Here is a 22,138-nt window from a genome sequence, read left to right on the forward strand (position 1 = left end):
GGAAAAGCGCCGTCCTCCACAGCCTTCGCACCGTGTGGATAAAGAATGCGCGCAGCAGCGGCTGCGGGGCGCGAAATTCAGCCCATGCTTACATCAATGTGGTGAAATAGGAGCCGGGCGACCCGCCGCAATCCGTTGTGGCTGCTTCCTTCCGGACCTGACCAAGTTGGCGGACGAAAACGTCCACCCGACTCCCGGGCGGGCATATGCCGGGACGGTTCGGGTTTGTCCAGCCCCTGCGGCGAACAAACCTGACCGACTGTTATCTCAGCGGAAGTTGTCGGCGTAAGTCTGGATCTTGAGGCGGCGCGGCGGGGTGGTGTGAATGGTCGCCTCGATACCGTAGCGGTCGGCGTAAGCCTTCGCTTCGTCACTGGTGGGGAAACGCAGGATGACCTGCTGCTGCATGTCGCCCGAACCGGCCCAGCCCATCAGGGGATCGGGCTTCTTCGCTTCCGCCGGGGCGAATTCGAGGGTCCACTCGTCAAGCAGCGCCTTGCCGGACTGCATGGCGTTCTTCGGCGGCTGATAGATGCGTGCGCTCATGGGCCAAAGCCTTGCCCCCGAATCGCAGCGAAAATCAAGCGCGAATCACGCATTTCGCCCGCGCTCGAATGCATTGCGGGTCTTGAGGCTGGGGTCTTCGTTCCACGGCTCGTCCGGCCAGCGGTGGCGCGGGTAGCGGCCTTTCATGTCGCGCTGCACGTCGCGCCACGATCCGCGCCAGAAACCCGGCAGGTCGCGGGTGGTCTGGATCGGGCGGCCGGGGGGCGATGTCAGCTTGAGCAGCAGGGGCAGCGGCGGCTGGCCGAATGTCGGATGCCGGTCCAGCCCGAACAGCGCCTGCACCCGGACCTCGACCGAGGGACCGCCCTCGTCCTCGTAATCGATGGGGTGGGATGTGCCGGCAGGACTGCGAAATTCCGGCGGGGCGAGGCGGTCCAGCGCCTGCTGGTCGTCCCAGGTCAGCCGGTTGCGGAGGGCCTGCGACAGCGCCGCGCCGTCCAGCGCATCGAGGCGGCGGACCAGCAGCGGGCCAAGCCATTCCTCAAGGTCCGCCAGCAGAGCCTCCTCCGAAACGGCGGCGATCCCCGCGTAACGCGCGCGGCGCAGGAAAGAATGCGCGCCCTTGCCCATCGGCACCATGGCCAGGCCCTTAAGGCGGATACGTTCGATCAGGAAGGCGCGGATCGCCTCCGGGTCCGGCGCGGGATCGGGGCCGGTGGCGAGAGTGATCGCGCCCAGACGCCGTTCGAGGCGTGCCTCCACGCGGGCATCGTCGTCGTTCCAGCGCAGCACCGTGCGGCGCTCGATGGCATCGCCCAGCCACGCCTCGACTTCGGACGTTTCCAGCGAGGCGCCCGAAAGGATGCGGGCGCCCTTGGCCTGCCCCTGCGCATCGCCGATCACCATCCAGTCGCGCGAGGCCAGCGGGGAGGCCGGGTCGAGCACATAGCCCCTGCCCCCGGCGCTCAGCCACGTCTCGCCCGAAGCATCGCGGCGGCGCGCGAGCATGTCCGGGCGGCCGAGTGCGACGAGCACGCCGGGCGGCACGTCATCCGGCTGCGAAGGCCCGCTGACCAGCGCCTGCGCCCGCCGCGCCCAGCCTGCCGCCAGCTTGCGCGAAGCCTGCGCGCGGGGCGAACGGTCGGCGTCCCAGCGCGAGAGGCGCTGCGCAAGGTCGTCGCTGCGCCCGCCAAGGCCGCGTTCCTGGAGCAGCAGCGCCAACCGGGCCGCGACTTCGGCCTCGCCATGCTCACCCGCGCGCAGGATCATCGCGGCCTGCGCCGGGTCCATCGGCAGGCTGGCGACCTTGCGGCCAAATGCGGTGATGCGCCCTTCCCCGTCCAGCGCGCCAAGCACCGCCAGCCCTCTACGCGCCGCATCGAGCGCGGGAACGGGCGGCGTATCGAGCCAGCCCATCGCGGCGGGATCGCCCGCGCCCCACTGCGCCAATGTCAGCGTCAGCGGCGTCAGGTCGCTGGTGAGCATTTCGGGCGGATCGAACTCGGGCCGCCCGGCGTGGGCCGCTTCTTCCCACAAGCGGTAGGCGACGCCCGGCCCCTGCCGCGCCGCACGCCCTGCGCGCTGCGCGGCCGAGGCGCGGCTGGCGCGGTGGGTGACGAGCCGGGTCACGCCCGCCGCCTTATCGAACTCGGCCCGGCGCGAGAGGCCCGCATCGACCACCACCGAAACGCCGTCCAGCGTCAGCGAAGTTTCGGCGATGGCGGTCGCCAGCACGATCCGTCGGCGTCCATCAGGGTCGCGCCGGATGGCCGCGCGCTGGGCGCCCGGCTCGCATTGCCCATGGAGCGGCAGGACCAGCGCCGAGGGCAGCTTCTGCGCAAGGCTTTCCGCCACCCGCTCGATCTCGCGCACGCCGGGGAGGAAGGCGAGGACGTCGCCCTCCTGCTCGCGCCACGCGGTGAGGACGGCGGAGGCCATCGCATCCTCGATTCGCCGCTCCGCCGCATGGCCGAGCCAGCGGAAATCCAGCGGCCAGGCCTTGCCCGCACTCTCGATCACCGGCGTGCCTTCACCCAGCAGGCGGGCGAAGCGGGTGCCGTCGATGGTCGCGGACATGACGACGATCCGCAGGTCCTCGCGCAGCACAGCGCGGCTTTCGATGGCAAGGGCAAGGCCGAGGTCGCTGTCTAGGTGGCGCTCGTGCGCCTCGTCGAACAGCACGGCGGAAACGCCGGCAAGCTCGGGATCGGACAGGATCGTGGAGACGAAGATCGCTTCGGTCATCACCACTACCCGCGTGCGCGCGGTGCGCTTCACGTCGAGGCGGGTGACGTAGCCGATGGTGCCGCCGGCCTGTTCGCCAAGCTGCTCGGCCATGCGTTCAGCCGCGGCGCGGGCGGCGACGCGGCGGGGCGACAGCAGGATCACGGTGCCGTTACACCAGTCCTCGCCCAGCAGTGCCGGGGCGAGCGCAGTGGTCTTGCCCGCGCCCGGCGGCGCGATCAGCACAGCGCCGGTGGTTTCGCGCAAGGCGGCAAGCAGGTCGGGCAGGACGGCGTGGATGGGCAGAGTAGTCACCTGCGCAGCCTTAGTGCGCTCCCCCGCCGTGGGAAAGCGCCGAGACGAACCGTGCCTGCGGCAGCCTGGCGCCCGACCGGGCCCGTTTTTCCGGAACGTCCACTCTTCCTAAAGACTTATCACGTAACTGCAGTCTTTCCGCCCCGTTCCTTTCAACTGTACGCAGTTCCCGCATAGTATGCATCGCGCCGGCCAATATCCCCTCAGCGTCGCGCAATACTTGCGCCTGCGTGAGCACATACCGCCGATGTATGGGCTGCTGCTGACAAACGCCGCGGTTCTGGCCTTCACTCACCGCGCGCTTGCCCCGCCGCTGCTCGTCTACTCCGTACCTGCGATTTTATTCGCCGCTTGCGTCGCGCGCGCGCTCATCTGGATGAGGCCCGTCAAGCCCGGCGAACTCGAAACCGCCTTGGTCGAAAGGCGGATGCGCAAGACGTTCGCGGTCGCAGCGGTAATGGCGATGGCTTTCATCGGATGGGCGCTCTGGCTCGACCAGTACGGCGGCCCCTACGAGCACGGCCATGTTGCGGTATTCATTTCGGTAACAGTGCTGGGCTGCGTGTTCTGCCTTGGCTTCCTGCCGAACGCCGCGGTCATGGTCTGTGCTTCAGTGCTCGGCACGTTCCTGGCCTATTCGATCTGGAACGGCACAGAAGTACAGATCGCCATCGCCGGAAACATCGCGCTGGTCGCCGCCGTGATCCTCAAGATCCTGCGCACGTCGTACGCTTCCTTCGTCGATCTGGAGACATCCCAGCGCGACCTGCACTGCGAACGCAAGCAGGCGCATGCGCTGGGCGAGGAAAACGCCCGGCTCGCCCAGACAGACGCGCTGACCGGAATGCCCAACCGGCGCTACTTCTTCAAGACGCTGGAAAGCCTGCTCACCCGGTCCGGCGAGGGCGACGTGTTCAGCGTGGGGCTGATCGACCTCGACCGCTTCAAGCCGGTGAACGATACTCATGGCCATGCCCAGGGCGACCGCCTGTTGCAGGTGATCGGCAGCCGGATGATGAGCCAGTGCCCGGCAGACGCAATCGTCGCGCGGCTTGGCGGCGACGAGTTCGGGCTGATCGTGATGGGCGGCCCGGGGCACGCGGAGCGGATCGCAAACGATCTGTGCAAGGCGATCCGCGAGCCGGCGCGCATCGGCGACGCACTTGTCTCGGTCGGGTGTTCAGCGGGCCTCTCGGTTTATCCCGTTACCGCCGTGACCGCCGATTTGCTCTATGACCGCGCCGACTTCGCACTCTATCACGCCAAGAAGCACAAGCGCGGGCAATGCGTGCTGTTCTCGGACAAGCTGGAACGACTGATCCGCACGGAACAGGCGATCGACGCCGCGCTGCAGGGCGCCGACCTCGCGCGCGAACTGACGCTCGTCTTCCAGCCGATCGTCGCTACCGAAGACCTCGATCCTATCGGCGTAGAATGCCTCGCGCGCTGGCATTCGCCGCGTCTTGGCGATGTCTCGCCGGAAATGCTGATCGCCGCTGGCGAACGGCTCGGCCGCGCGCGCGAAGTCACGCTCACGCTGTTCGACAAGGCCATGGATGCATTGGCGCGGCTGCCGGCGCCGCTGCGCCTGTCATTCAACCTTTCGGGCAATGACGTCGGCAATACCGGGACCATCGACGCCTTGCTGTCGCGCCTCGAAGCTTCGGGTTGCGATCCCCGGCGCATGCTGATCGAGATCACCGAATCCTCGCTGATCCAGGAAATGGACAAGGCCGGCGCCACGCTGGAACGCCTGCGCGAAACCGGAATACGCATTGCGCTGGACGATTTCGGCACCGGCTATTCCAGCCTGTCGTCGCTGCACCAGTTGCCCCTCGACATGGTGAAGATCGACCGCAGCTTCGCCGTGCGGCTGGATGAAGCGGCCGGACGTCGGCTGATTACCGCGATTCGCCACCTTGCTCGCTCGCTCTCGCTGGAATGCGTGATCGAGGGGATCGAGACGGAGAACCAGTTGGTCAGCGCCCGCCTTGCCGGTTTCTCACTGGCACAGGGCTACTTCATTGCCCGGCCAATGCCGCTGGAGGACATGCTGGAGCGGCTGGCCCAGCCAGGCGCCTCGATGTGGGTCGCAGCGGGCTAGATCAGCCCGGCGCCTTAGCCGGGGCGATCACCCCGCCAGACGCGCTCCGTAATCGATGCGGATGCGGACCCAGGTGCCGATCTGCTGCTTGCCGTTGATGCGCGGAGGCAGGACCTGGAACTGCCAGGCGGCGTTGAGCACAGCGCGGCCGAAGCCGGAACCACGCGGCGATTCGCCCAGGATCTGGCAGTTTTCGACGCGGTAATGGTCCTGTGTCTGGCAGGCGATCATGCCCCAGCCCTGACGCGGTCCGCTGGCATTGAGATAGCCGCCCAGCTGTGCATCGCTGGGTTCCTTGTACCATTCGGCATTGTAGAGCACCGCGCCGCCTGGACCCTCGCCCGGTCCGTAGGTCGATCCGTTGCTGCCACCGCCGGGCGACGCATCGCCGTTACCGGGGCGCTTCATCGCACCGATATCGGCCGCCGCCATGTCCGAGCGGGACACCTTGAGGAACGAGAACGCCGGCTTTTCGGTCGGCTCCCTGGGTTTCTCGACCGGCGGCACGGGAGTTTCCACCCGCACTTCGGTCTGCTTGGGCTGATCTTTCTCGGTCTTTTCGGCCTTGGGGCTTTTGGCCTTGTCGGGTGACTTGGCGCCGCTGTCGGCATCCTCGCCCTCGACGTTGAAGGTGACCGGGTTGTTCGCCTTCTTCAGCGCCGGCGCCACCGTCGTCTGGTAAAGCGCAATCAACAGGGCGATAACGATGATCGCCGCCGAAAGCAGCATGGAGATCAGGCGTTGGCGGGGCGAGCCGGGCTGGTAACCCGTGACTGCCCGATCGGCATCGGAGCGCATGGAGCGCCTCCTTAAGCGAGCCAGGCTCGCGTCGCAATTACAGCATTGTTTCAGTCTGTCGCAGGAACCGGGCCTGCGCCCGGTCGGCAGACCGGCCTAGTACCGGCGGGCGACCGCAAATTCGACCGCTTCACCCATCGCCGCACGCGCTTCGCCCGCCGGAAAACCGGCGATCGCGTCAATCGCACGCTGGGCATAAAGGCGCGCGCGTTCACGCGTGGCCTCAACGCAGCCGTGGCGATTGATAAGTTCGACCGCGTGAGCAAGATCCTCGTCCTCGGTGCGGAAACCGGCGATGGCGTCCTCCCAGAACTTGCGTTCCTCGGCATTGCCGCGCGCATAGGCGAGGATGACCGGCAGGGTCATCTTGCCCTCGCGGAAGTCGTCGCCCTTATCCTTGCCTGATTCGCTGCTTTCCGAATCGTAGTCGATCGCATCGTCGACAAGCTGGAACGCGATGCCCAGATTGCGCCCGAACGCATCGAGCGCCATTTCCTCGGCCTCGCTCTTTTCAGCGACGATCGCCGGGATGCGGGTGGCGGCGGCAAACAGCGCGGCGGTCTTGGAGCCGATGATCTGGAGGTAATGCTCCTCGCTCGTCTCGATCCGGCGCTGGGCGGTCAACTGGTCGACCTCACCCTCGGCGATGATCGAGCTGGCCTTGGAGAAGATCTTGAGGACCTTGAGGCTGCCGTCCTCGACCATCAGTTCGAAGGCGCGGGTAAACAGGAAATCGCCCACCAGCACGGTCGCGGGATTGCCGAAGACGATGTTGGCAGCGGCCTTGCCACGCCGCATGTCCGATCCGTCAACCACATCGTCATGCAGCAGCGTCGCCGTATGGAGAAACTCCACAGCTGCCGCCAACTTGTGGTGGCGGGTTCCCTGATAACCGCACAACTCCGCCGCGGCGACCATCAGCATCGGCCGCATGCGCTTGCCGCCACCCGAAATCAGGTGCCCGGCCAACGCCGGTATCAACGGTATTTCGCTTTGCATGCGGTCAAGAATGACGGCGTTGACGCTGTTCATGCCGGCAGCGGTAAGCGCCAGCATGGGAGCAAGGGAAGGCTGGGGCCTGCGGGAACGCAGGGCGACGACATCTGCACTCATTGTCCGGCGCATTGCGCGCAAGGAGCCGCCAACGCAAGTGCAAACGCTATCAGCCGGTGGATCGAGGCGACTGGAAGAGCAGACGAAGCCGTGCTAGCGGGCGGGTCCATGAGCCAAGAACCCTCCACCGCCGATCCCGTACTCGCGGGCTTCCGCGCCAGCATCGACAATATTGATGCCGCGCTGATCCACATGCTCGCCGAGCGTTTTCGGATCACCAAGGCTGTGGGTGAATACAAGGCTCATACCGATTTGCCCGCCTCGGACCCCGGACGGGAGGAGCGCCAGATCACGCGCCTGCGCGCCTTGGCGGAAGACGCGCACCTCGACCCTGACTTCGGCGAGAAGTTCATCCGCTTCATCATCGACGAAGTGATCCGCCATCACCAGAAGGCGAAGAACGGGGGCTAAAAAGCCTGTTCCTCCCCGAGCGAGCCCCGGGGAGGAACCTAAAAATCACTCGGCTACGAATTCCTGCAGGCGCGCCATCAGCGTCTGGATGCGGGTCGCCGCTTCGGTGAAGGTCTTCACGTCCTCGCGATTGCCGTTGCCGCGCGCTTCCTTGGCGGATTCGAGGTAACCCTCGAGATCGACCTCAAGCGCGTCGACCAGCATTTCGATCTCGTCGGAGGTGAGCGGGACATTGATAGGCTTGGACATGAAGACTCCTGAGTGTGCAATGCGCGGCAAATGAGCACGAACGGCGGGAACCACAACCGCCCTTCACGCGGTTCCCCCGGATAAATTGAACCTCTCGTCAGACCGCGATGGCCCGTCAGGCAGAAATACGGGGCAGCCTGAGCTTTACCAGCAAACCGCCGAGATCCTCGCTCTCGTCGAGATGGACGGTGCCGCCGTAGATTTCCACGACGTCGCGCACGATGGCAAGTCCAAGCCCGGTGCCGGGCTTGCCGGTATCGAGCCGGGCGCCGCGATCGAAGATGCGGATTCGTTCAGCCTCGGGAATGCCCATGCCGTCGTCCTCGATCCAGATTTCGCAGAACTGCGGCTCCTTGACCGCATCCACAGTCACGAAAACGCTGCCGCCGCCGTACTTCGCCGCATTCTCGATCAGGTTTCCGAGGATTTCCTCAAGGTCCTGCTTCTCGATCGCAACGACGATGTCGCGCGGTCCATCAAGGTCGAGGCGGGCCTGAGTATAGAGCCGCTCGACAGCGCGCAGCACCGCTTCGAGGCTAGGCCAGACTTCCGCCCGCGACATGCCCACGGCGCGGCGGCCGACCGCCCTGGCCCGCGCAAGATGATGGTCCACCTGACGGCGCATCACCGCCGCCTCACGAATTACGGTATCGGCAAGATCGGGCGACTTGGCGGTCGCCGCGTTCATCACCACCGTCAACGGCGTCTTCAGTGCATGGGCGAGGTTACCGGCATGGGTGCGCGCTTCCTCAGCCTGACGCTCGGTATGGGCGAGAAGTGCGTTCAGCTCGTTGACCAGTGGCTCCACTTCGCGGGGCAGCGGATCGTTGACCCGGCTCGCCCCGGTGGTGCGCAGCTTCTGGATCGCGCGGCGCACGTGGCGAAGCGGAAACAGGCCGTACCAGGTCTGCATCCCCGCCATCAGCATGAGGCCGAACCCCAGCGCGACGAAGCTGTAGACCAGGATCGAACGGATCATCTTGATCTGGTCGTTCAGGTCCTTGCGGCTGGCGGCGACTGTGAACATCCACTGGGTATCGCTGCCGGGGAGGATGATCGAGCGTTCCAGCACGCGCAGCGGCTCGCCCGCGAACTGGTCGCTGTCATAGACGTGCGGCTCGGCGTCAAAGTGACCCGCGGGCACATCAAGGCTGCGATCCCACAGCGAGCGGGAGGGAAAATCCTCATGCCCTTTCGCGCGAATCTGCCAGTAGAGGCCCGAATTGGGCTCCATGAAGCGTTGGTCGCCGAGCGGGCGAATGAAGAACACTTCCCCATCCGCACCAATTTCAGCCGAACCGATCATGCCGGTAAGGACGTAGCTCAGGCCCTCGTCGAAATTGCGTGTGACGATCCCGGTTACGGTATGGTCGAGGGCCAGTCCGCCCGCGAGCAGCAGGAAGGATATCCACCCTGCCGCGATCAGCATCATGCGCCTAGCGAGCGAGCCCGTATTGGCGGGCCGAGGCGCGCGCGGTATCCCGGCATCGGCATCCAGGCCGACGCCGGTTCCGGAATCCTGAGCGGAATCCGGGCCGGGATCGGCCGCACCCATGGCGGCGGCCTCAGCCGCGGCCGGGGTGGGCGGGATCGTCGAGACTGTAGCCAAGGCCGCGGATCGTCGTGATGACGTCGGCACCCAGCTTCTTGCGGATGCGCGTGACGAAGACCTCGATCGTGTTCGAATCGCGGTCGAAATCCTGATCGTAGATATGCTCGATCAGTTCGGTACGGCTGACCACCTTGCCCTTGTGGTGCATCAGGTAGGACAGCAGCTTGTATTCCTGCGCGGTCAGCTTGACCGGCTCGCCCGCCAGGGTAACCCGGCCCGAGCGGGTGTCGAGGCGAACGTCGCCCGCAGTCAGCTCGCTGGAAGTATTGCCCGAGGCGCGGCGGATCAGCGCGCGCAGGCGGGCGATCAGTTCCTCGGTCTGGAAGGGCTTGGCGAGATAGTCGTCGGCGCCGGCATCGAGCCCTGCAACCTTGTCCGACCAGCTGTCACGCGCGGTGAGGACGAGGACCGGGAAGGTCCGCCCTTCGCGGCGCCACATGCCCAGCACGGTCAGTCCATCGATCTCGGGCAGGCCGAGGTCGAGGATCACCGCGTCGTAATCTTCGGTCGAGCCGAGGAAATGCCCGTCTTCGCCATCGGTGGACAGATCGACTGCATAGCCGTTCTGCTCCAGCGTGGTCTTGAGCTGGTTGCCCAGGGTGGGCTCATCCTCGACGATCAGGATGCGCAATGTATCGTCCTCCCTTTATGAACGGGCCTGAGATGGGGCGAAAGCCTGCAAGGGTCAAGCGGCGCCGCCCCGCGAGGTTCCCGCACCCTCCTCCGAGAAAGTGTCAGCGGCTCTGGCCGATGATGCGCCCGGTACGGGCATCGACGTCGACGAAATAGACTTTTCCGTCCTGAATGAACTTCAGTCGGTAAGCCATTGCCGCAGAATCGTAATCCGGGCCAAGGTACTGCTTTCCCGCCATTCGAGGCAGCACCATCTGCTCGATCTGGCGGATCGACATTATGTTGCCCGCCTTGCGCTCCTTGCGCGCCTCGCCCTGATCGCCGCCGGAATCGGCATGGACCGCAGGAGTGCTTGCAACGAGGGAAAGCATGGCCAGGGCGGCCAGCGGAGAGGAAAACCTTTTCATCACGGCTTCGGTGCCTAATTCCAACGCGTTGAACAAGTCCTGAATGTGGCTGGAAGGTGGCCGAAAGGTTCGTTTCATCGGTCTGCAAATTCGCCGCAGCTGGATTTGTCGGCACCAGCCCGTTCTTTTCAAGCGCCCAAGTCGCTTGCTCTCCCCCCTGCCCCGCCTGTAGGGGCGCGTCATATGGCAACCGCACCGATCTTAAGCTGGGAAGGCCTTGGCCTTGTCCAGGGCAATGGCTGGCTCTTTCAGAACCTCGATATCAACGTCGGTCCGCGTGACCGGCTGGCTCTGATCGGCCGCAACGGCGCCGGCAAGACCACGCTGCTCAAACTGATCGCGGGGATCGTGGAAGGCGACAAGGGCACCCGCTCGGTCCAGCCGGGCACGCGCGTCGTCACGCTGGAACAGGACCCGTTCTTCACCGGCTTCGACACCCTGCTCGATTTCGCCATCCACGGCGACGACGCCCCGCCGCGCCACGAAGTGGAAGCGATCGCCGACCAGCTCGGCATCGACCTTTCCCGCGAAGCCGCAAGCGCATCGGGCGGTGAGCGCCGCCGCGCCGCGCTGTGCCGCGCGCTGGCCTCCGAACCGGACCTGCTGCTGCTCGACGAGCCGACCAACCACCTCGACCTCCACGCGATCGACTGGCTGGAATCTTGGCTGCAACGCTACAACGGCGCCTTCGTGGTCATCAGCCACGACCGTACCTTCCTGACCCGGTTGACCAATGCGACGCTGTGGCTCGACCGTGGCGGCCTGCGCCGCAAGGACATCGGCTTCGGCGGCTACGACGCCTGGGAAGACGAAGTATACGCCGAGGAAGAACGCGCCGCCCAGAAGCTCGACGCCAAGCTCAAGATCGAGGCCCACTGGCTGGAACGCGGCGTCACCGCGCGGCGCAAGCGCAACCAGGGCCGCCTTGCCAAGCTATGGGAAATGCGCGCCACCCGCGCCGCGATGATGGGGCCGCAAGGCGCCGCCAAGCTGGCCGTGGTCGCCGACGACAGCAAGACTAAGTCGGTCATCGTCGCGGACAAGGTGACGAAGTCCTTCGGAGACCGCACAGTCATCAAGGACTTCAGCCTGCGCATCCAGCGCGGCGACCGCATCGGCGTGGTAGGCGGCAACGGTTCGGGCAAGACCACCCTGCTCAAGCTGCTGATGGGTGAACTGGAGCCCGATTCGGGCAAGATCACTCTGGCCAACACGCTCAACCCCACGGTGATCGACCAGCAGCGTAGCCGGATGGCGCCGGAATTGCGCATCCGCGACGTCGTAGCCGAAGGCGGCGACTGGATCGACGTGCGCGGGGTGCGCAAGCACATCCAGGGTTATCTCAAGGACTTCCTGTTCGACCCCAACATGGTCGAGGCCAAAGTCGGCACCCTTTCGGGCGGCGAACGCTCGCGCCTGCTGTTCGCGCGCGAATTTGCGACAACCTCGAACCTGCTGGTGCTCGACGAGCCGACCAACGACCTCGATCTGGAAACGCTGGACCTCCTGCAGGAAGTCATTTCCGATTACGAGGGCACCGTGCTGATCGTCAGCCACGACCGTGACTTCCTCGACCGTACCGTCAACCTGACGCTCGGCCTTGACGGGTCGGGGTTCATCGACGTGATCGTCGGCGGCTATGCCGACTGGGAAGCCAAGCGCCGCGAACGCACCGCCTCCTCGGGGAAGAAGGCCAAGGCCGAAACCGCCGCGCCGCCGCCGATGCCCGTGAAGAAGGCCAAGCTCTCGTACAAGGACCAGCGCGACTACGAGCTGCTCCCCAAGCGTATCGAGGAACTGGAAGCCACCATCGCCCGCGACGAACAGGCGATGGCCGACCCCGCGCTCTACACCCGCGACCCGAAGAAGTTCGCCGCCCTCACCGCCGCTATCGAGAAGGCGCAAGGCGACAAGGAAGCCGCCGAGGAACGCTGGCTCGAACTGGCGGAACAGGTGGAAGGCTGAATTCTCGTCGTCCCGGATCAAATCCGGGACGACGAAGCCTTACTCCCCCGGTACCCGGTAGAAGCCGGCGACCCGGTCCAGCGCCAGGCCCAGCACCAGCTTCCCGCTCCTAACCGGCCAGCCGAGCGCCTTTTCCGCCGCTGGTAACCCCTCGCCCGCGCAGACCACGCGCCACAGCACGTCCGAGAGACCGGGGCCTGCCGCCGCAATGCCGCCGTCGAATCGCGCCTGCGCCGCCAGTTGCCGCTCACCCGGCGTCAGCCCGGCATCGCCCCCGCCCATCCGCACAGCGTCCCATCGCATCGTCACGCGCGGCGCCAATTGCGCGCGCTCCCAATCCGCGCGTAGTTTCTCTCCGGCTGCGAACTGGCGATCAGACAGATGACCGCGCGCATGGAGCCAGGTCAGCGGCGATTCGGCGAGGTTCACCGTTACCGTTCGCCCCCGCCGGCCGCAGACAGCTTCCCGCCCCGGTCCTTCGGCGGTCAATTCCCGCTCTATCAATTGCTGTTTCATGGCCGTCTCCTCGTGATTCCCGATACCCTCAAGACTTGCCAAACCCTTCCTCCTGTAGGAAAGCGAAAAACCAGATCGGTTAGGGGCAGAAACATGATCAACCGCATCCGCGACATCCGCGTGCAAAAGGGCATGACCCTCGCCGACGTTGCGCTCGCCTGCGAACCACAGACAACGGCGCAGACCATCGGCCGTCTCGAAACCGGGATGCGCAACCTTTCGCTGGCATGGATGAACCGGATCGCAGCCGCGCTGGGGGTGGAGCCGGAGACCCTGCTGCGCAGCGAAGGCGCCGAACCTGCCCGCATTGTCGCGACATTGGGGGGCAAGGGGCCTGAAGCCCTGCGCACACCGATCGAGGCTGTTATGCCCAGCGCCCTGGCAGCGGACACCCCCTGGCTGGTGCTGGCGGTCGAGACATCCTGCGGCGAATACCGCGCCGACGACCAGGTATGGCTGCGCCAGTATCCCGCCGCCGAAGCCGCACGCCTGATGAACCGCGATGTGCTGGCTCCGCGTCCAGGCGGCCATTTTTCCTTCGGCCGCCTTATCGAAGGCAGCGAGGAATCCATTGTGCTTCTTCCTCCGACCAGCGGGCAGGACCGCGTGGTGGTGGAACATCCCGCATGGCTGGCAGTTGCTGAAATGCTTGTCCGGAAACTCTGAAGGCGCACGCCCCTCGATGCATATCCTCTCGATCGCAACGCTTTTTCCGAACCCGGTCAAACCCTCGTTCGGGGTCTTCGTGGGCAACCAGATGCGCGCAGTTGCGGCGCGTGACGATATCCAGCTGACGGTGGTCAGCCCGATCGGCGTGCCGCCATGGCCGCTGTCGATACGCGAGCCATACGTGCGACTGAAGAACATTCCCGAAGTCGGCGATACGACTGGTTTCCCGGTCTATTATCCCAAGTTCACCACCTATCCCAAGATCGGCGGGGACACCAACCCGGCCCGCATCGCGCACGCCGTGCTGCCACTGGTGCGCCGCCTTCACGCCGAGCGGCCCTTCGATCTCGTCGATGCGCAGTTCTTCTTCCCCGACGGCCCCGCCGCCGCGATCATCGCGCGCGAACTGGGTCTGCCGCTGACCATCAAGTCACGCGGCGCGGACATCCATTTCTGGGGCCAGCGCCCCCATGCCCTGAAGCAGATGCGTGAGGCAGCGTCGCAGGCGGCAGGCCTGCTCGCGGTCAGCCAGGCCCTGCGCGAGGACATGATCGCGCTGGGAATGCCGGCCGAGCGCATCGACATCCACTACACCGGGCTGGACCGTGAAAAGTTTCACCCGATCGAACGAGGCGCCGCGCGTGCGCTGGTTTCGGCCATGCCCAACCTGCAGATCTGGTCCGAAGGGCCGCTGCTGGTAACGCCCGGCGCGCTGATCCCGCGCAAGGGCCAGGGCATCGTCATCGAGGCGCTCACCCGCCTGCCCGAAGCGCGTCTGGCGCTGGCCGGTGCGGGTGAGGACGAGATGCGGTTGAAAGCCCTCGCCCGGCGGCTGGGGGTGGAAGAACGCGTCCACTTCCTTGGCCTGATCGACCACGAACTGCTGCCACATGTTCTTTGCGCGGCTGACGTGCTGGTGCTGCCCTCCGCCAGTGAGGGTCTTGCCAACGTGTGGATCGAAGGTCTCGCCTGCGGCACCCCCATCGTTATCCCCGACATCGGCGGCGCGCGCGAGATCGTCAGCGACGAAAGCGCCGGCCGGATTGCCGAGCGTACGCCCGACGCCATCGCCTCGGCCGTAGCCGACATTCTCGCCAATCCGCCCAGCCAGGCCGATGTGGCGGAACACGTCAGCCGCTTCAGCTGGGGCGTGAACGCCGAGAACATCGTGCATTTCTGGAAAGGCGTGCTCGGAGAACTTGAACCGGCGGCCGAACCGGATCTGCAAGTAAGGCGCTGAGCCCGCCCACCCCGCGCTAAAGCGAAGACCCGCCATCCAGCACGAACTCTGCCCCCGTCGCGAAGGCGCTTTCGTCGCTGGCGAGGTAGAGGCACAGCGCCGCCACCTCATCGGGCCTGCCCAGCCGCCCGATCGGATGCCCGGCGACCCATTCGGCATATAGCGCATCGGGCGTATCGGACTGCCTCATCACCTTTTCCAGCATGGGAGTCAGGATTACGCCGGGATGCACCGAATTGCAGCGTATCCCGTAACCCTTGTGGGCATAGTGCAGCGCAATCGACTTGGTCATATGGGTGACGCCCGCCTTCGCCGCGTTGTAGGCGGCAAGGTAGTCGCGCGCACGGATGCTCGCCATCGAGGCGATGTTGACGACCGAGCCGCCCGTGCGCTTCATCATCGGAATGACGTGCTTGCAGCCCAGAAACACACCGCCAAGATCGATGTCGAGTTCGTGCCGCAGAGCCTCGAACGTCAGGTCCTCCACCGAGCCGATCGTGGTGATTCCGGCGCAGTTCACCAGCGTGTCGATACGGCCGAGAGCCTGATCGACACGGGCGAAGGCGGCGATCCACTGGTCTTCCTGCGTAACGTCGAGCGGCGCGAAAGCAGCAGCTGCGCCCAGATCGGCGGCAAGCGCTTCGCCGGCGGCGATGTCGATATCGGCGATCAGCACGTTGCCGCCCTCGGCCACGAAGCGACGCACGATCGCCTCGCCCAGCCCGGAGGCCCCGCCGGTAACGAGCGCCACCTTGCCCTCGATACGTCCCGTCATCGCTCGCTCTCCGTCGTCTGTTCTTGTCCGGCTACCCTTGAACGGCGTGGGCGCCCCGCACGCACCTGTGCAAAGTGCCAGAGGCGCAGTTGCCGAGGCAATCCTAGCCTCTCCCCGCATAACCGAGAGAGGATATCCCCATGCGTATCATCGTGGCTGGCTGGCTGCGTTTCGCCGGCGACGACAGGACCTGCGCCGAGATCATCGTCGGCGGCGCCGATCACATCGCCGCCGCCCGCGCCGAACAGGGCTGCACTGCCTACAACTGGGCGATCGACCCCCTCGAACCGGGGCAGATGCACGTCTACGAAGAGTGGGACAGCGAGGAAGCCCTGCTCCAGCACTTCGCCGATCCGCCTTATGCCGACATGCGCAGTCATCTGGAGAAGTACGAGCTGACCGGCTTCCATGTGCAGCTCTACACCGCCGCCGGGATCGAGCCGGTCTATGCCGAAGACGGCTTGCCGCGCCGCGAGATTTTCGGGGTAACGCTGGCGGGCACGTGATTGGCTCCGTCTTTGACACCCGCCATCACGCTAAACTTGAGACAAGTTCAGCGTGATGGCGGGCAAAGCGGTAACATTGTAGCTGTTACCCCTCGATAGGGATGAGGAAATCCATCGTGTAGCGCTTGGCCTTCCAGCCTGCAGCAGTGCGCACGACATCGAAATAATACCGTCCGTTGACGGTGATCCCGCCGCCCGCCTTGTACTTGCCCATGCCGATCACATAGGCGCGGATCGAGGCCGTATCGCCGTCATAAGCAGTGATTGCGAAGTTGGTGAGGTAGTGCGCGTGCGCCGACATAGCCTCGAAGGTGTCCTCGAAGAACTTGCGGATCTCGCCGTGGCCATTGAGGCTGGGGAAACCGATGCCGGACAGGTCGAACACCGCATCTTCCACAAACACGGCGCAGATGCCGTCGAGGTCGTGCAGGCTGTCTACCGCGTGGGCGTAGGAGACGAGCAGGTCCTGGATCGCCAGGCGATCTTCGATAGGGCAGGCGGTCATTCAGGAAAATCCTCTCAGGTTATCGATTATAGGGCCTCGGCGGGGAAGCCGGGGCGGATGGGATCGGTCACACCGTCCCATTCGCGCGCGCCATCGGCTATGCGCGCGAAGAACTCTCCTTGCAGGGGGTTTTCCTCGATCAGTTCGATCATGCAGCCGATGGCGGCGCTGGTGTCGATGTAGCTGAAGCGGAAACCGCCGAAGCTGCCATCGACCGCGGCGACGAAGCCCTGGTCCACATATCCGGCATAGGCCGTGTCATAATCGCCGGTGTAAATGGCAAGGTGGTGGAAGCCGCCCTGCCCCTTGGCAATGGTGTCGCGGTAGGCGGAAGGGTTGTCGCAGTGCTGCTGCACAAGCTCGATCTGCACACCGCCCGACTGGGCGATGGCGACCGAGAAATCGAGGCCCGAAGCCGCCCGCCCCCGGTAGTCGTACTCTTCAAGGACGATGCGGGGGACGTGGAAAAACGGCCCGATCCCGGTGGTCCGGACCCAGTTCATGCAGGCGCTCTCGATGTCGTCGACCATCAAGGCGACCTGCATGACGTGGGAGCCCGGAACTCCCGCCTGAAGGATGGTGGGGGCTTCGGTCATGATCAGGCCACCGGCATCTCACCCTTCACATAATCGTCGAGCAGTTCGTGGAAGCGCTGGACGCGCTTTTCCTGGCCCGGCAGGTTGCAGCCCTTGAACCCGCGTGAATTGAGGCCCTGCTGCTGGGTCGTGCCGATCGACAGGTCCTGGTCGGCCACGTAGCCTACCGAAACGCCGTCGCCGTAAACCGAGTGGCGCGCCACCGCATCATGCTCGAAAGGCAACATGCCCAGCGGCGTGAACACCTCCTTCATGCCCTCCACCGGCGGGTAGAGGCACCAGTGCTGGAACACGCACTTTTCCGGGTCGGTGGGGTGCGGCTCGGTGCGCAGGACCTGAAGCTGCTCGGGGCTCATGGTCAGGGTAAGGTTGGGGAACAGGGTGCAGTGGAAATAGTCCACCAGTTGCTGGTCCGACATGTTGTCGTAATTGGTGTAGCCGCGTCCCGGACCCAGCCGGCGCTTGGCCTCGATGATGGCCTCGCGCAGGTCGCCGGTACGGCCGTTGTAGTCATCCGGATCGATGCCCCAGGCGCGCGCCGCCTCGCCCAGCGGGGCGGGGACTTCGCTGGTGTGATAGTCGACGCGGGTGGTCGCCTGATGGCCCTTCATCCACATCGAGTTGTGACCCGAGGGGTACATCTCGAACAGCGTGTCGGGCAGGCCGTCGTTGATGAAGGTCGCCAGTTCCGGGTGGATAGTGGGGAGGTGGTAGCTCTCGTTGAAGTTGTCGCGGATGATCTTCCAGTTGAAATCCGCGTCCGCCGACACCTTGAGCACGCGCACCCAGTTGTCGACACCGTAGCCCTTGAGCCGCTCAGGCAGCGGCGCCATCCATTCGTGCAGCGGCGCGACGTCATCGTCCATGCACCAGAATACGAAGGGGCCCCAGGTCTCGCAGCGCAGTTCGGAAAGGTGGAGGCGCCCGCACGGATCGCCGTCCGCAAAATCGTCAGGATCCTGGACCTTGGCGAGCGTACCGTCGAGGTCGAACGTCCAGCTGTGATAGGCGCAGGTGATGCGCATAACGCTGGCCTGTTCGCCCACGATCAGGCGGTTACCGCGGTGCGGGCAGGAATTGTAGAACGCCTTGATGGAATCGTCTTCCTGGCGAACCATGATGACCGATTCCTTGGCGAAGTTGTGGCGGATGATGTCCCCCGGCTCCTCCAGTTCGGCGATCAGGCCGCCAAGGTGCCAGACCTTGGGCCACAGGTTCTTCATCTCGCCGTCCATCCACTCCTTGGAGATGTAACGGTCGGCGGTGATCGGATCGCCGCGCACCGGCATGTCGAAATCGGCCGAGTAGCGCGATGCCTGAGTCTGGATGTTCATGGGCTGGGTATCCTGTGATTTCGCGTTTTTTTATGTGATCGTTACTGGCTGGGATCGCTGCCCCGCCGGCCGCCTCTTGGCGCTCCGGGATTGGCCGCGAAGAAATCGAGCGTGCCGGGATCGTCCTTCACCCAGTCGGTGACGAGGACACGGTTGACGATGCGCCAGTCGCCATCGCGGCAGGCATATTCGTCGAGGTAACGCCCGGAAATGAACAGGTCGCGCACTCCGCCTTCGGGCGTCGGCAGCGAGTGCCAGGCCTGGAAATACCATTCGCCGCTGGCCGTCTCGCCGGTGACCGCGATGCGCGACTGGCCGAGCAGGTGGTGCGTGGCGCCCATGTCGGCGAGGAAGCCCTGCGCGAAATCGACGAATTCGTCCGCCGAGCCTTTCATCAGCCCGCAGTCGACAACGGCATCATCGTGGAAGGCGGTGCGCTGGAGAACGGGGTCGAGCCGGTCCAGCCCGCGCATGTAGCGCGCCGCCGCGTCGGCGATGTCGCGCCGGGCGGCAAGGTCGCGGACTTCGGCCTCAAGGTCGAAGCGGGCTTTCGTCGTCACTGCGTCCACGGGGCAAGCCTCGGGACGGAATTCGCGCGTGAATGAGGCATGCCTTTTCAACTCTCCCGTTCCCGGTCAGGGCGCGTCTGCAATTTCGCGCGCCTCTGGCCATCCGCAGTCGCTTGCAAATAAACCGACTCAACTGCCGGTTTTTTATGCTACCTTCTGGCCCACTTGCTCACCTGCGACTTTGGCTAGGTTCGGGCGAGCGGCGACAAGCGCACCGCTGACTTCGAAACGGGGAGAGATACTTGAAGGCGCAGTCTCTGCAGGACCGGATGCTCAGCGCACTCTCGCCCGAGATGCACGCTGAACCACCCGAAAAATGGCAGCAGCGCAAAAGCGCGCTGATGCGCGAAAGGCTCGTGTCGGCCGCGATCGACTGCCTTGTCGAGGGCGGCTACCCCGGCCTGACCACGGCTGCCGTCGCCAACGCCTGCGAAGTTTCACGCGGGGCAATGCACCATCACTTCCAGACGCGCATGGAACTGGTCTCGGCCGTGGTCGAGCACGCCGTCTACCACCGCATGCGCACCTTCCTCGCCGACTATTTCGAGGCCGTTTCGCGCCGGGTGGACGAACCAATGATCGAGATGGCGGTCGAGGCGCACTGGCGCTCGGTGCAGACGCGCGATTACGCCGCCTGGGTCGAACTTGCAGTCGCCGCCCGGACCGACGGTGAACTTGCCGCGATCTTCGAACCCGCGGCGCGCCGCTACGACGCGGTCTGGACCAGCGAGATGATCGAAGCCTTCCCGCAGTGGAAAGCGGACTGGGACAACCTCAAGCTGGCGCACGACTTCACCAGCGCCATCCATATGGGCATGCTGCTCCACGCATCGGTCTTCGGCACCGGGGAGCGCCTTGAACGCCTGCGCCATTTCGCCGCACGCACCATGCAGCGGCTCAGCGAGGAGCGCTGAAAGCACTACCCTTTCCTCCCGTTCTCTCCAAAGTCACAGGTGTCCCTGCGGCGCCCACTCTTCCAGACTTGGCGGCGATAACGATTCGAAACGGCCTCATGCTTTGTCCGAGGCCCCAGAAAACTGAATCGAAGGAAGGAAACCTGATGGCGAACGTGGCAATCACCGGAGCAGCACGCGGAATCGCGTTCGAACTGGCCAGGCAACACCTCGAACGCGGCGACCGGGTCTTTGCCCTGGTCCGCAACCCCGGCGGCGCGGATGCCCTCAATGACCTCGCGGCCTCTTCCGGCGGCAAGGTGACGGTCCATGCGATGGATGTGAGTGACAGCGCGTCCGTAAAGTCGGGCGCCGCTGCGACCGGCGATGCGCCGATCGACATACTCTACAATGTCGCCGGCGTGACCGGTAAGGCCGAAGCCGATTTCGAAAACATCGACTGGGAAGACTTCGACCAGTCGATCGAGATCATGCTGAAGGGCCCCCTGCGCGTCCTCAGCGCCTTTCTACCGCGCCTTGGCGAAGGATCCAAGGTCATCAACTTCTCCAGCCAGCTCGGCGCCTCGACCTGGCCCTATGGCGGGTACTGGGGATACGCGGCGGCGAAGGCCGGCCTCAATCGCATGATGCGATCGATCGCCATCGACCTGAAAGATCGGGGTATCGTCGTGGGCGTGATCCACCCCGGCTACGTCTCGACCGACATGAGCGGCCCCGGCGCCGACATTACCCCGCAGGAAAGCGCCTCCTCGATCATGGCCCTCACCGACCGCTGGGGCATCGAGGACACCGGCGAATTCTACAAGTGGAACGGCGAAAAGCACGCCTGGTAAGGGACGCACCGATGGCATTTACGGGACCGCTGGAGGATCGCATCCTCATCCGCGAGCTGCTCGACACATACGCCCACGGCGTGATGACCCGCGACGTCGAAACCTGGGCCGCGACCTGGGCCGAGGACGCCTTCTGGGCCCTGCCCGAATTCCCCGACCTGGGCGGGTTCACCGGCAAGGAAGCTATCGTCGCCGGCTGGAGCGAATCGATGAAGCACTACGGCCTTGGCGGCGGCGCCGCGCGGCCAATGGTTTATGTCGCCCACCCCGGCGAAATCCGGGTGGACGGCAACCGGGCCACGGCAATCTCCTATACCTCGGAAATCTTTGAGGACCCGGCCACGTCCAAGACCATGCGCCTGCGCGGTCGCTACGTCGATGAACTGGCGAAAGTAGATGGCGAATGGTTGTTCACCCGCCGCGAATACACCACTTTCGACGCGCGCGAGGACTGAGCCCCGCACAGGAAAGGGCGCGCACCGGTTAAGGTGCGCGCCCTGCCCCTTACATTCCGAGCTGCTCGAACATCTTTGTCGAAACGCCCGTAAGGTTCGCCATGATCGCGCCCTGGCTGCCCTGCGCCTCGCTGAAACGCAGCGGCTTGACCCGCTCGACGAGAATTTCCTCCGGCGTCGGGTCCTGCGCGAACAGCGCCATCACCTCATCGGAAAATTCGGCCAGCGGCTGATAGCCTTCGCGCGTGCTCTGCCCCGGCGTGAGGTCAGTCTGGACCGCAGGCGGCGCCAGTTCGATCACCTCCACGCGCCCGCGCAGCATCTCGCGCAGCGACTGGGTGTAGCTATGCATGGCCGCCTTCGACGCGCTGTAGGTCGGCGTGCCCGAGAGCGGGACGAAAGCCAGCCCCGAAGTGACGTTGACGATCGCACTGCCCTCCTGCGCGGCAAGGTGGTCGACCAGCGCATCGATCAGGCGGATCGGACCCAACACATTGGTCACCAGCGTTGCTTCCGCATCGCCAAGATCGCGCGCGCGGTCGAGCCGCTCGTAACGCATGATCCCGGCATTGTTGATGAGCACGTTGAGCGCCGGGAAGTCCGCCAGAACCTCGGCGGCGAAGGCCGCGACGCCGCCCGCGCTTTCAACGTCGAGCGCCATGGCATGCATGTTCTCACGGCCTTTGCATGCCGCTTCCAGCGCTTCCAGCCGGCGCCCGGCGACGATCACGACATTGCCCTGATCGTGGAACCGCTGCGCCAGTGCCTCACCGATGCCCGAACCGCCGCCGGTCATCAGAATGGTGTTTCCAGTCGTTTTCATGAGGGAACTCCTTGGTTGACGCCTCTGATGTAGCACCCCACATTCGAATGGTAAGAAGGCACCCCA

At 65.1% G+C, this 22,138-nt stretch carries 24 protein-coding genes and 1 other RNA gene; 9 read left to right on the forward strand and 16 right to left on the reverse strand.

Annotated features, from left to right (window positions below; all coding sequences use genetic code 11):
- Positions 1-103: 103 nt before the first annotated feature.
- The 3 genes from ffs to hrpB form a co-directional block, all read right to left on the reverse strand.
- Positions 104-198, reverse strand: an RNA gene (gene ffs, locus GVL61_RS02255) — signal recognition particle sRNA small type.
- 69 nt (positions 199-267) lie between these two features.
- Positions 268-546 (reverse strand): ETC complex I subunit, encoded by a 279-nt coding sequence (locus tag GVL61_RS02260; protein ID WP_159976497.1) that lies wholly within the window; start codon positions 544-546, stop codon positions 268-270.
- 45 nt (positions 547-591) lie between these two features.
- The gene (hrpB, locus tag GVL61_RS02265; protein ID WP_159976500.1) at positions 592-3,045 is read right to left on the reverse strand and encodes an ATP-dependent helicase HrpB; all 2,454 of its coding nucleotides are present in this window, start codon (positions 3,043-3,045) and stop codon (positions 592-594) included.
- A 178-nt stretch (positions 3,046-3,223) separates the two neighbouring features.
- Between hrpB and GVL61_RS02270 the strand changes: the two genes are divergently transcribed.
- Positions 3,224-5,149, forward strand: coding sequence for a bifunctional diguanylate cyclase/phosphodiesterase (locus GVL61_RS02270; protein WP_159976503.1), 1,926 nt, complete (start codon positions 3,224-3,226; stop codon positions 5,147-5,149).
- A 27-nt stretch (positions 5,150-5,176) separates the two neighbouring features.
- Here GVL61_RS02270 and GVL61_RS02275 read toward each other — a convergent pair whose 3' ends face one another.
- Both GVL61_RS02275 and GVL61_RS02280 read right to left on the reverse strand, forming a co-directional pair.
- Positions 5,177-5,947, reverse strand: a complete 771-nt coding sequence (locus GVL61_RS02275; protein WP_159976506.1) for an energy transducer TonB — start codon at positions 5,945-5,947, stop codon at positions 5,177-5,179.
- A 96-nt stretch (positions 5,948-6,043) separates the two neighbouring features.
- The gene (locus GVL61_RS02280) at positions 6,044-7,060 is read right to left on the reverse strand and encodes a polyprenyl synthetase family protein (protein ID WP_159976509.1); all 1,017 of its coding nucleotides are present in this window, start codon (positions 7,058-7,060) and stop codon (positions 6,044-6,046) included.
- A 108-nt stretch (positions 7,061-7,168) separates the two neighbouring features.
- On the opposite strand from GVL61_RS02280, the gene GVL61_RS02285 reads away from it, so the two are divergent.
- A complete protein-coding gene (locus GVL61_RS02285; RefSeq protein WP_159976512.1) occupies positions 7,169-7,471 on the forward strand; it encodes a chorismate mutase in 303 nt (100 codons plus the stop codon).
- Between the two features lie 45 nt (positions 7,472-7,516).
- On the opposite strand, the gene GVL61_RS02290 is transcribed toward GVL61_RS02285, so the two are convergent.
- The 4 genes from GVL61_RS02290 to GVL61_RS02305 all read right to left on the reverse strand — a co-directional run bounded on the left by GVL61_RS02290 (position 7,517) and on the right by GVL61_RS02305 (position 10,372).
- Positions 7,517-7,720, reverse strand: a complete 204-nt coding sequence (locus GVL61_RS02290; RefSeq protein WP_043975417.1) for a hypothetical protein — start codon at positions 7,718-7,720, stop codon at positions 7,517-7,519.
- 115 nt (positions 7,721-7,835) lie between these two features.
- Positions 7,836-9,152, reverse strand: coding sequence for a sensor histidine kinase KdpD (locus tag GVL61_RS02295; RefSeq protein ID WP_200844796.1), 1,317 nt, complete (start codon positions 9,150-9,152; stop codon positions 7,836-7,838).
- A 133-nt stretch (positions 9,153-9,285) separates the two neighbouring features.
- Positions 9,286-9,963 (reverse strand): response regulator transcription factor, encoded by a 678-nt coding sequence (locus tag GVL61_RS02300; protein WP_043975418.1) that lies wholly within the window; start codon positions 9,961-9,963, stop codon positions 9,286-9,288.
- Between the two features lie 103 nt (positions 9,964-10,066).
- On the reverse strand, positions 10,067-10,372 hold the full coding sequence (locus GVL61_RS02305; RefSeq protein WP_159976515.1) for a PepSY domain-containing protein: 306 nt from the start codon (positions 10,370-10,372) through the stop codon (positions 10,067-10,069).
- Positions 10,373-10,555: 183 nt separating this feature from the next.
- Here GVL61_RS02305 and GVL61_RS02310 point away from each other — a divergent pair, with 183 nt between their 5' ends.
- Positions 10,556-12,337, forward strand: a complete 1,782-nt coding sequence (locus GVL61_RS02310; RefSeq protein ID WP_159976518.1) for an ABC-F family ATP-binding cassette domain-containing protein — start codon at positions 10,556-10,558, stop codon at positions 12,335-12,337.
- Positions 12,338-12,376: 39 nt separating this feature from the next.
- On the opposite strand, the gene GVL61_RS02315 is transcribed toward GVL61_RS02310, so the two are convergent.
- Complete coding sequence (locus GVL61_RS02315; protein ID WP_159976521.1) at positions 12,377-12,853, reverse strand: DUF6456 domain-containing protein; 477 nt, start codon at positions 12,851-12,853, stop codon at positions 12,377-12,379.
- A gap of 93 nt (positions 12,854-12,946) precedes the next feature.
- Between GVL61_RS02315 and GVL61_RS02320 the strand changes: the two genes are divergently transcribed.
- Positions 12,947-13,519 carry a helix-turn-helix domain-containing protein gene (locus tag GVL61_RS02320; RefSeq protein ID WP_159976523.1) on the forward strand — a complete coding sequence of 191 codons (573 nt, stop codon included), beginning with the start codon at positions 12,947-12,949 and terminating at the stop codon, positions 13,517-13,519.
- 16 nt (positions 13,520-13,535) lie between these two features.
- Complete coding sequence (locus tag GVL61_RS02325; RefSeq protein WP_159976526.1) at positions 13,536-14,762, forward strand: glycosyltransferase; 1,227 nt, start codon at positions 13,536-13,538, stop codon at positions 14,760-14,762.
- Between the two features lie 16 nt (positions 14,763-14,778).
- Here GVL61_RS02325 and GVL61_RS02330 read toward each other — a convergent pair whose 3' ends face one another.
- Complete coding sequence (locus GVL61_RS02330) at positions 14,779-15,537, reverse strand: glucose 1-dehydrogenase (RefSeq protein WP_159976529.1); 759 nt, start codon at positions 15,535-15,537, stop codon at positions 14,779-14,781.
- Between the two features lie 140 nt (positions 15,538-15,677).
- Between GVL61_RS02330 and GVL61_RS02335 the strand changes: the two genes are divergently transcribed.
- Positions 15,678-16,043, forward strand: a complete 366-nt coding sequence (locus GVL61_RS02335) for a putative quinol monooxygenase (RefSeq protein ID WP_159976532.1) — start codon at positions 15,678-15,680, stop codon at positions 16,041-16,043.
- An 85-nt stretch (positions 16,044-16,128) separates the two neighbouring features.
- Here GVL61_RS02335 and GVL61_RS02340 read toward each other — a convergent pair whose 3' ends face one another.
- Genes GVL61_RS02340 through GVL61_RS02355 form a run of 4 tightly spaced genes read right to left on the reverse strand, consistent with a single transcriptional unit; the run spans position 16,129 to position 19,047 of the window.
- Complete coding sequence (locus GVL61_RS02340) at positions 16,129-16,548, reverse strand: nuclear transport factor 2 family protein (RefSeq protein WP_159976535.1); 420 nt, start codon at positions 16,546-16,548, stop codon at positions 16,129-16,131.
- Between the two features lie 26 nt (positions 16,549-16,574).
- Positions 16,575-17,144 carry a VOC family protein gene (locus GVL61_RS02345; RefSeq protein WP_235037499.1) on the reverse strand — a complete coding sequence of 190 codons (570 nt, stop codon included), beginning with the start codon at positions 17,142-17,144 and terminating at the stop codon, positions 16,575-16,577.
- A 2-nt stretch (positions 17,145-17,146) separates the two neighbouring features.
- Complete coding sequence (locus GVL61_RS02350; protein ID WP_159976538.1) at positions 17,147-18,478, reverse strand: SRPBCC family protein; 1,332 nt, start codon at positions 18,476-18,478, stop codon at positions 17,147-17,149.
- A 41-nt stretch (positions 18,479-18,519) separates the two neighbouring features.
- Positions 18,520-19,047: a nuclear transport factor 2 family protein gene (locus tag GVL61_RS02355; RefSeq protein ID WP_159976541.1), complete on the reverse strand. Its 528-nt coding sequence runs from the start codon at positions 19,045-19,047 to the stop codon at positions 18,520-18,522.
- Between the two features lie 242 nt (positions 19,048-19,289).
- Here GVL61_RS02355 and GVL61_RS02360 point away from each other — a divergent pair, with 242 nt between their 5' ends.
- From GVL61_RS02360 to GVL61_RS02370, 3 genes are all read left to right on the forward strand, one after another.
- Positions 19,290-19,961, forward strand: coding sequence for a TetR/AcrR family transcriptional regulator (locus tag GVL61_RS02360; RefSeq protein ID WP_159976544.1), 672 nt, complete (start codon positions 19,290-19,292; stop codon positions 19,959-19,961).
- A gap of 146 nt (positions 19,962-20,107) precedes the next feature.
- Complete coding sequence (locus GVL61_RS02365) at positions 20,108-20,794, forward strand: SDR family oxidoreductase (RefSeq protein WP_159976547.1); 687 nt, start codon at positions 20,108-20,110, stop codon at positions 20,792-20,794.
- Between the two features lie 11 nt (positions 20,795-20,805).
- On the forward strand, positions 20,806-21,249 hold the full coding sequence (locus GVL61_RS02370; RefSeq protein ID WP_159976550.1) for a nuclear transport factor 2 family protein: 444 nt from the start codon (positions 20,806-20,808) through the stop codon (positions 21,247-21,249).
- Between the two features lie 49 nt (positions 21,250-21,298).
- On the opposite strand, the gene GVL61_RS02375 is transcribed toward GVL61_RS02370, so the two are convergent.
- On the reverse strand, positions 21,299-22,072 hold the full coding sequence (locus GVL61_RS02375) for an SDR family oxidoreductase (protein WP_159976553.1): 774 nt from the start codon (positions 22,070-22,072) through the stop codon (positions 21,299-21,301).
- Positions 22,073-22,138: the final 66 nt, after the last annotated feature.

Origin of the sequence: Novosphingobium sp. 18050, from assembly GCF_902706195.1 — a bacterium.
Lineage (GTDB): Bacteria > Pseudomonadota > Alphaproteobacteria > Sphingomonadales > Sphingomonadaceae > Novosphingobium.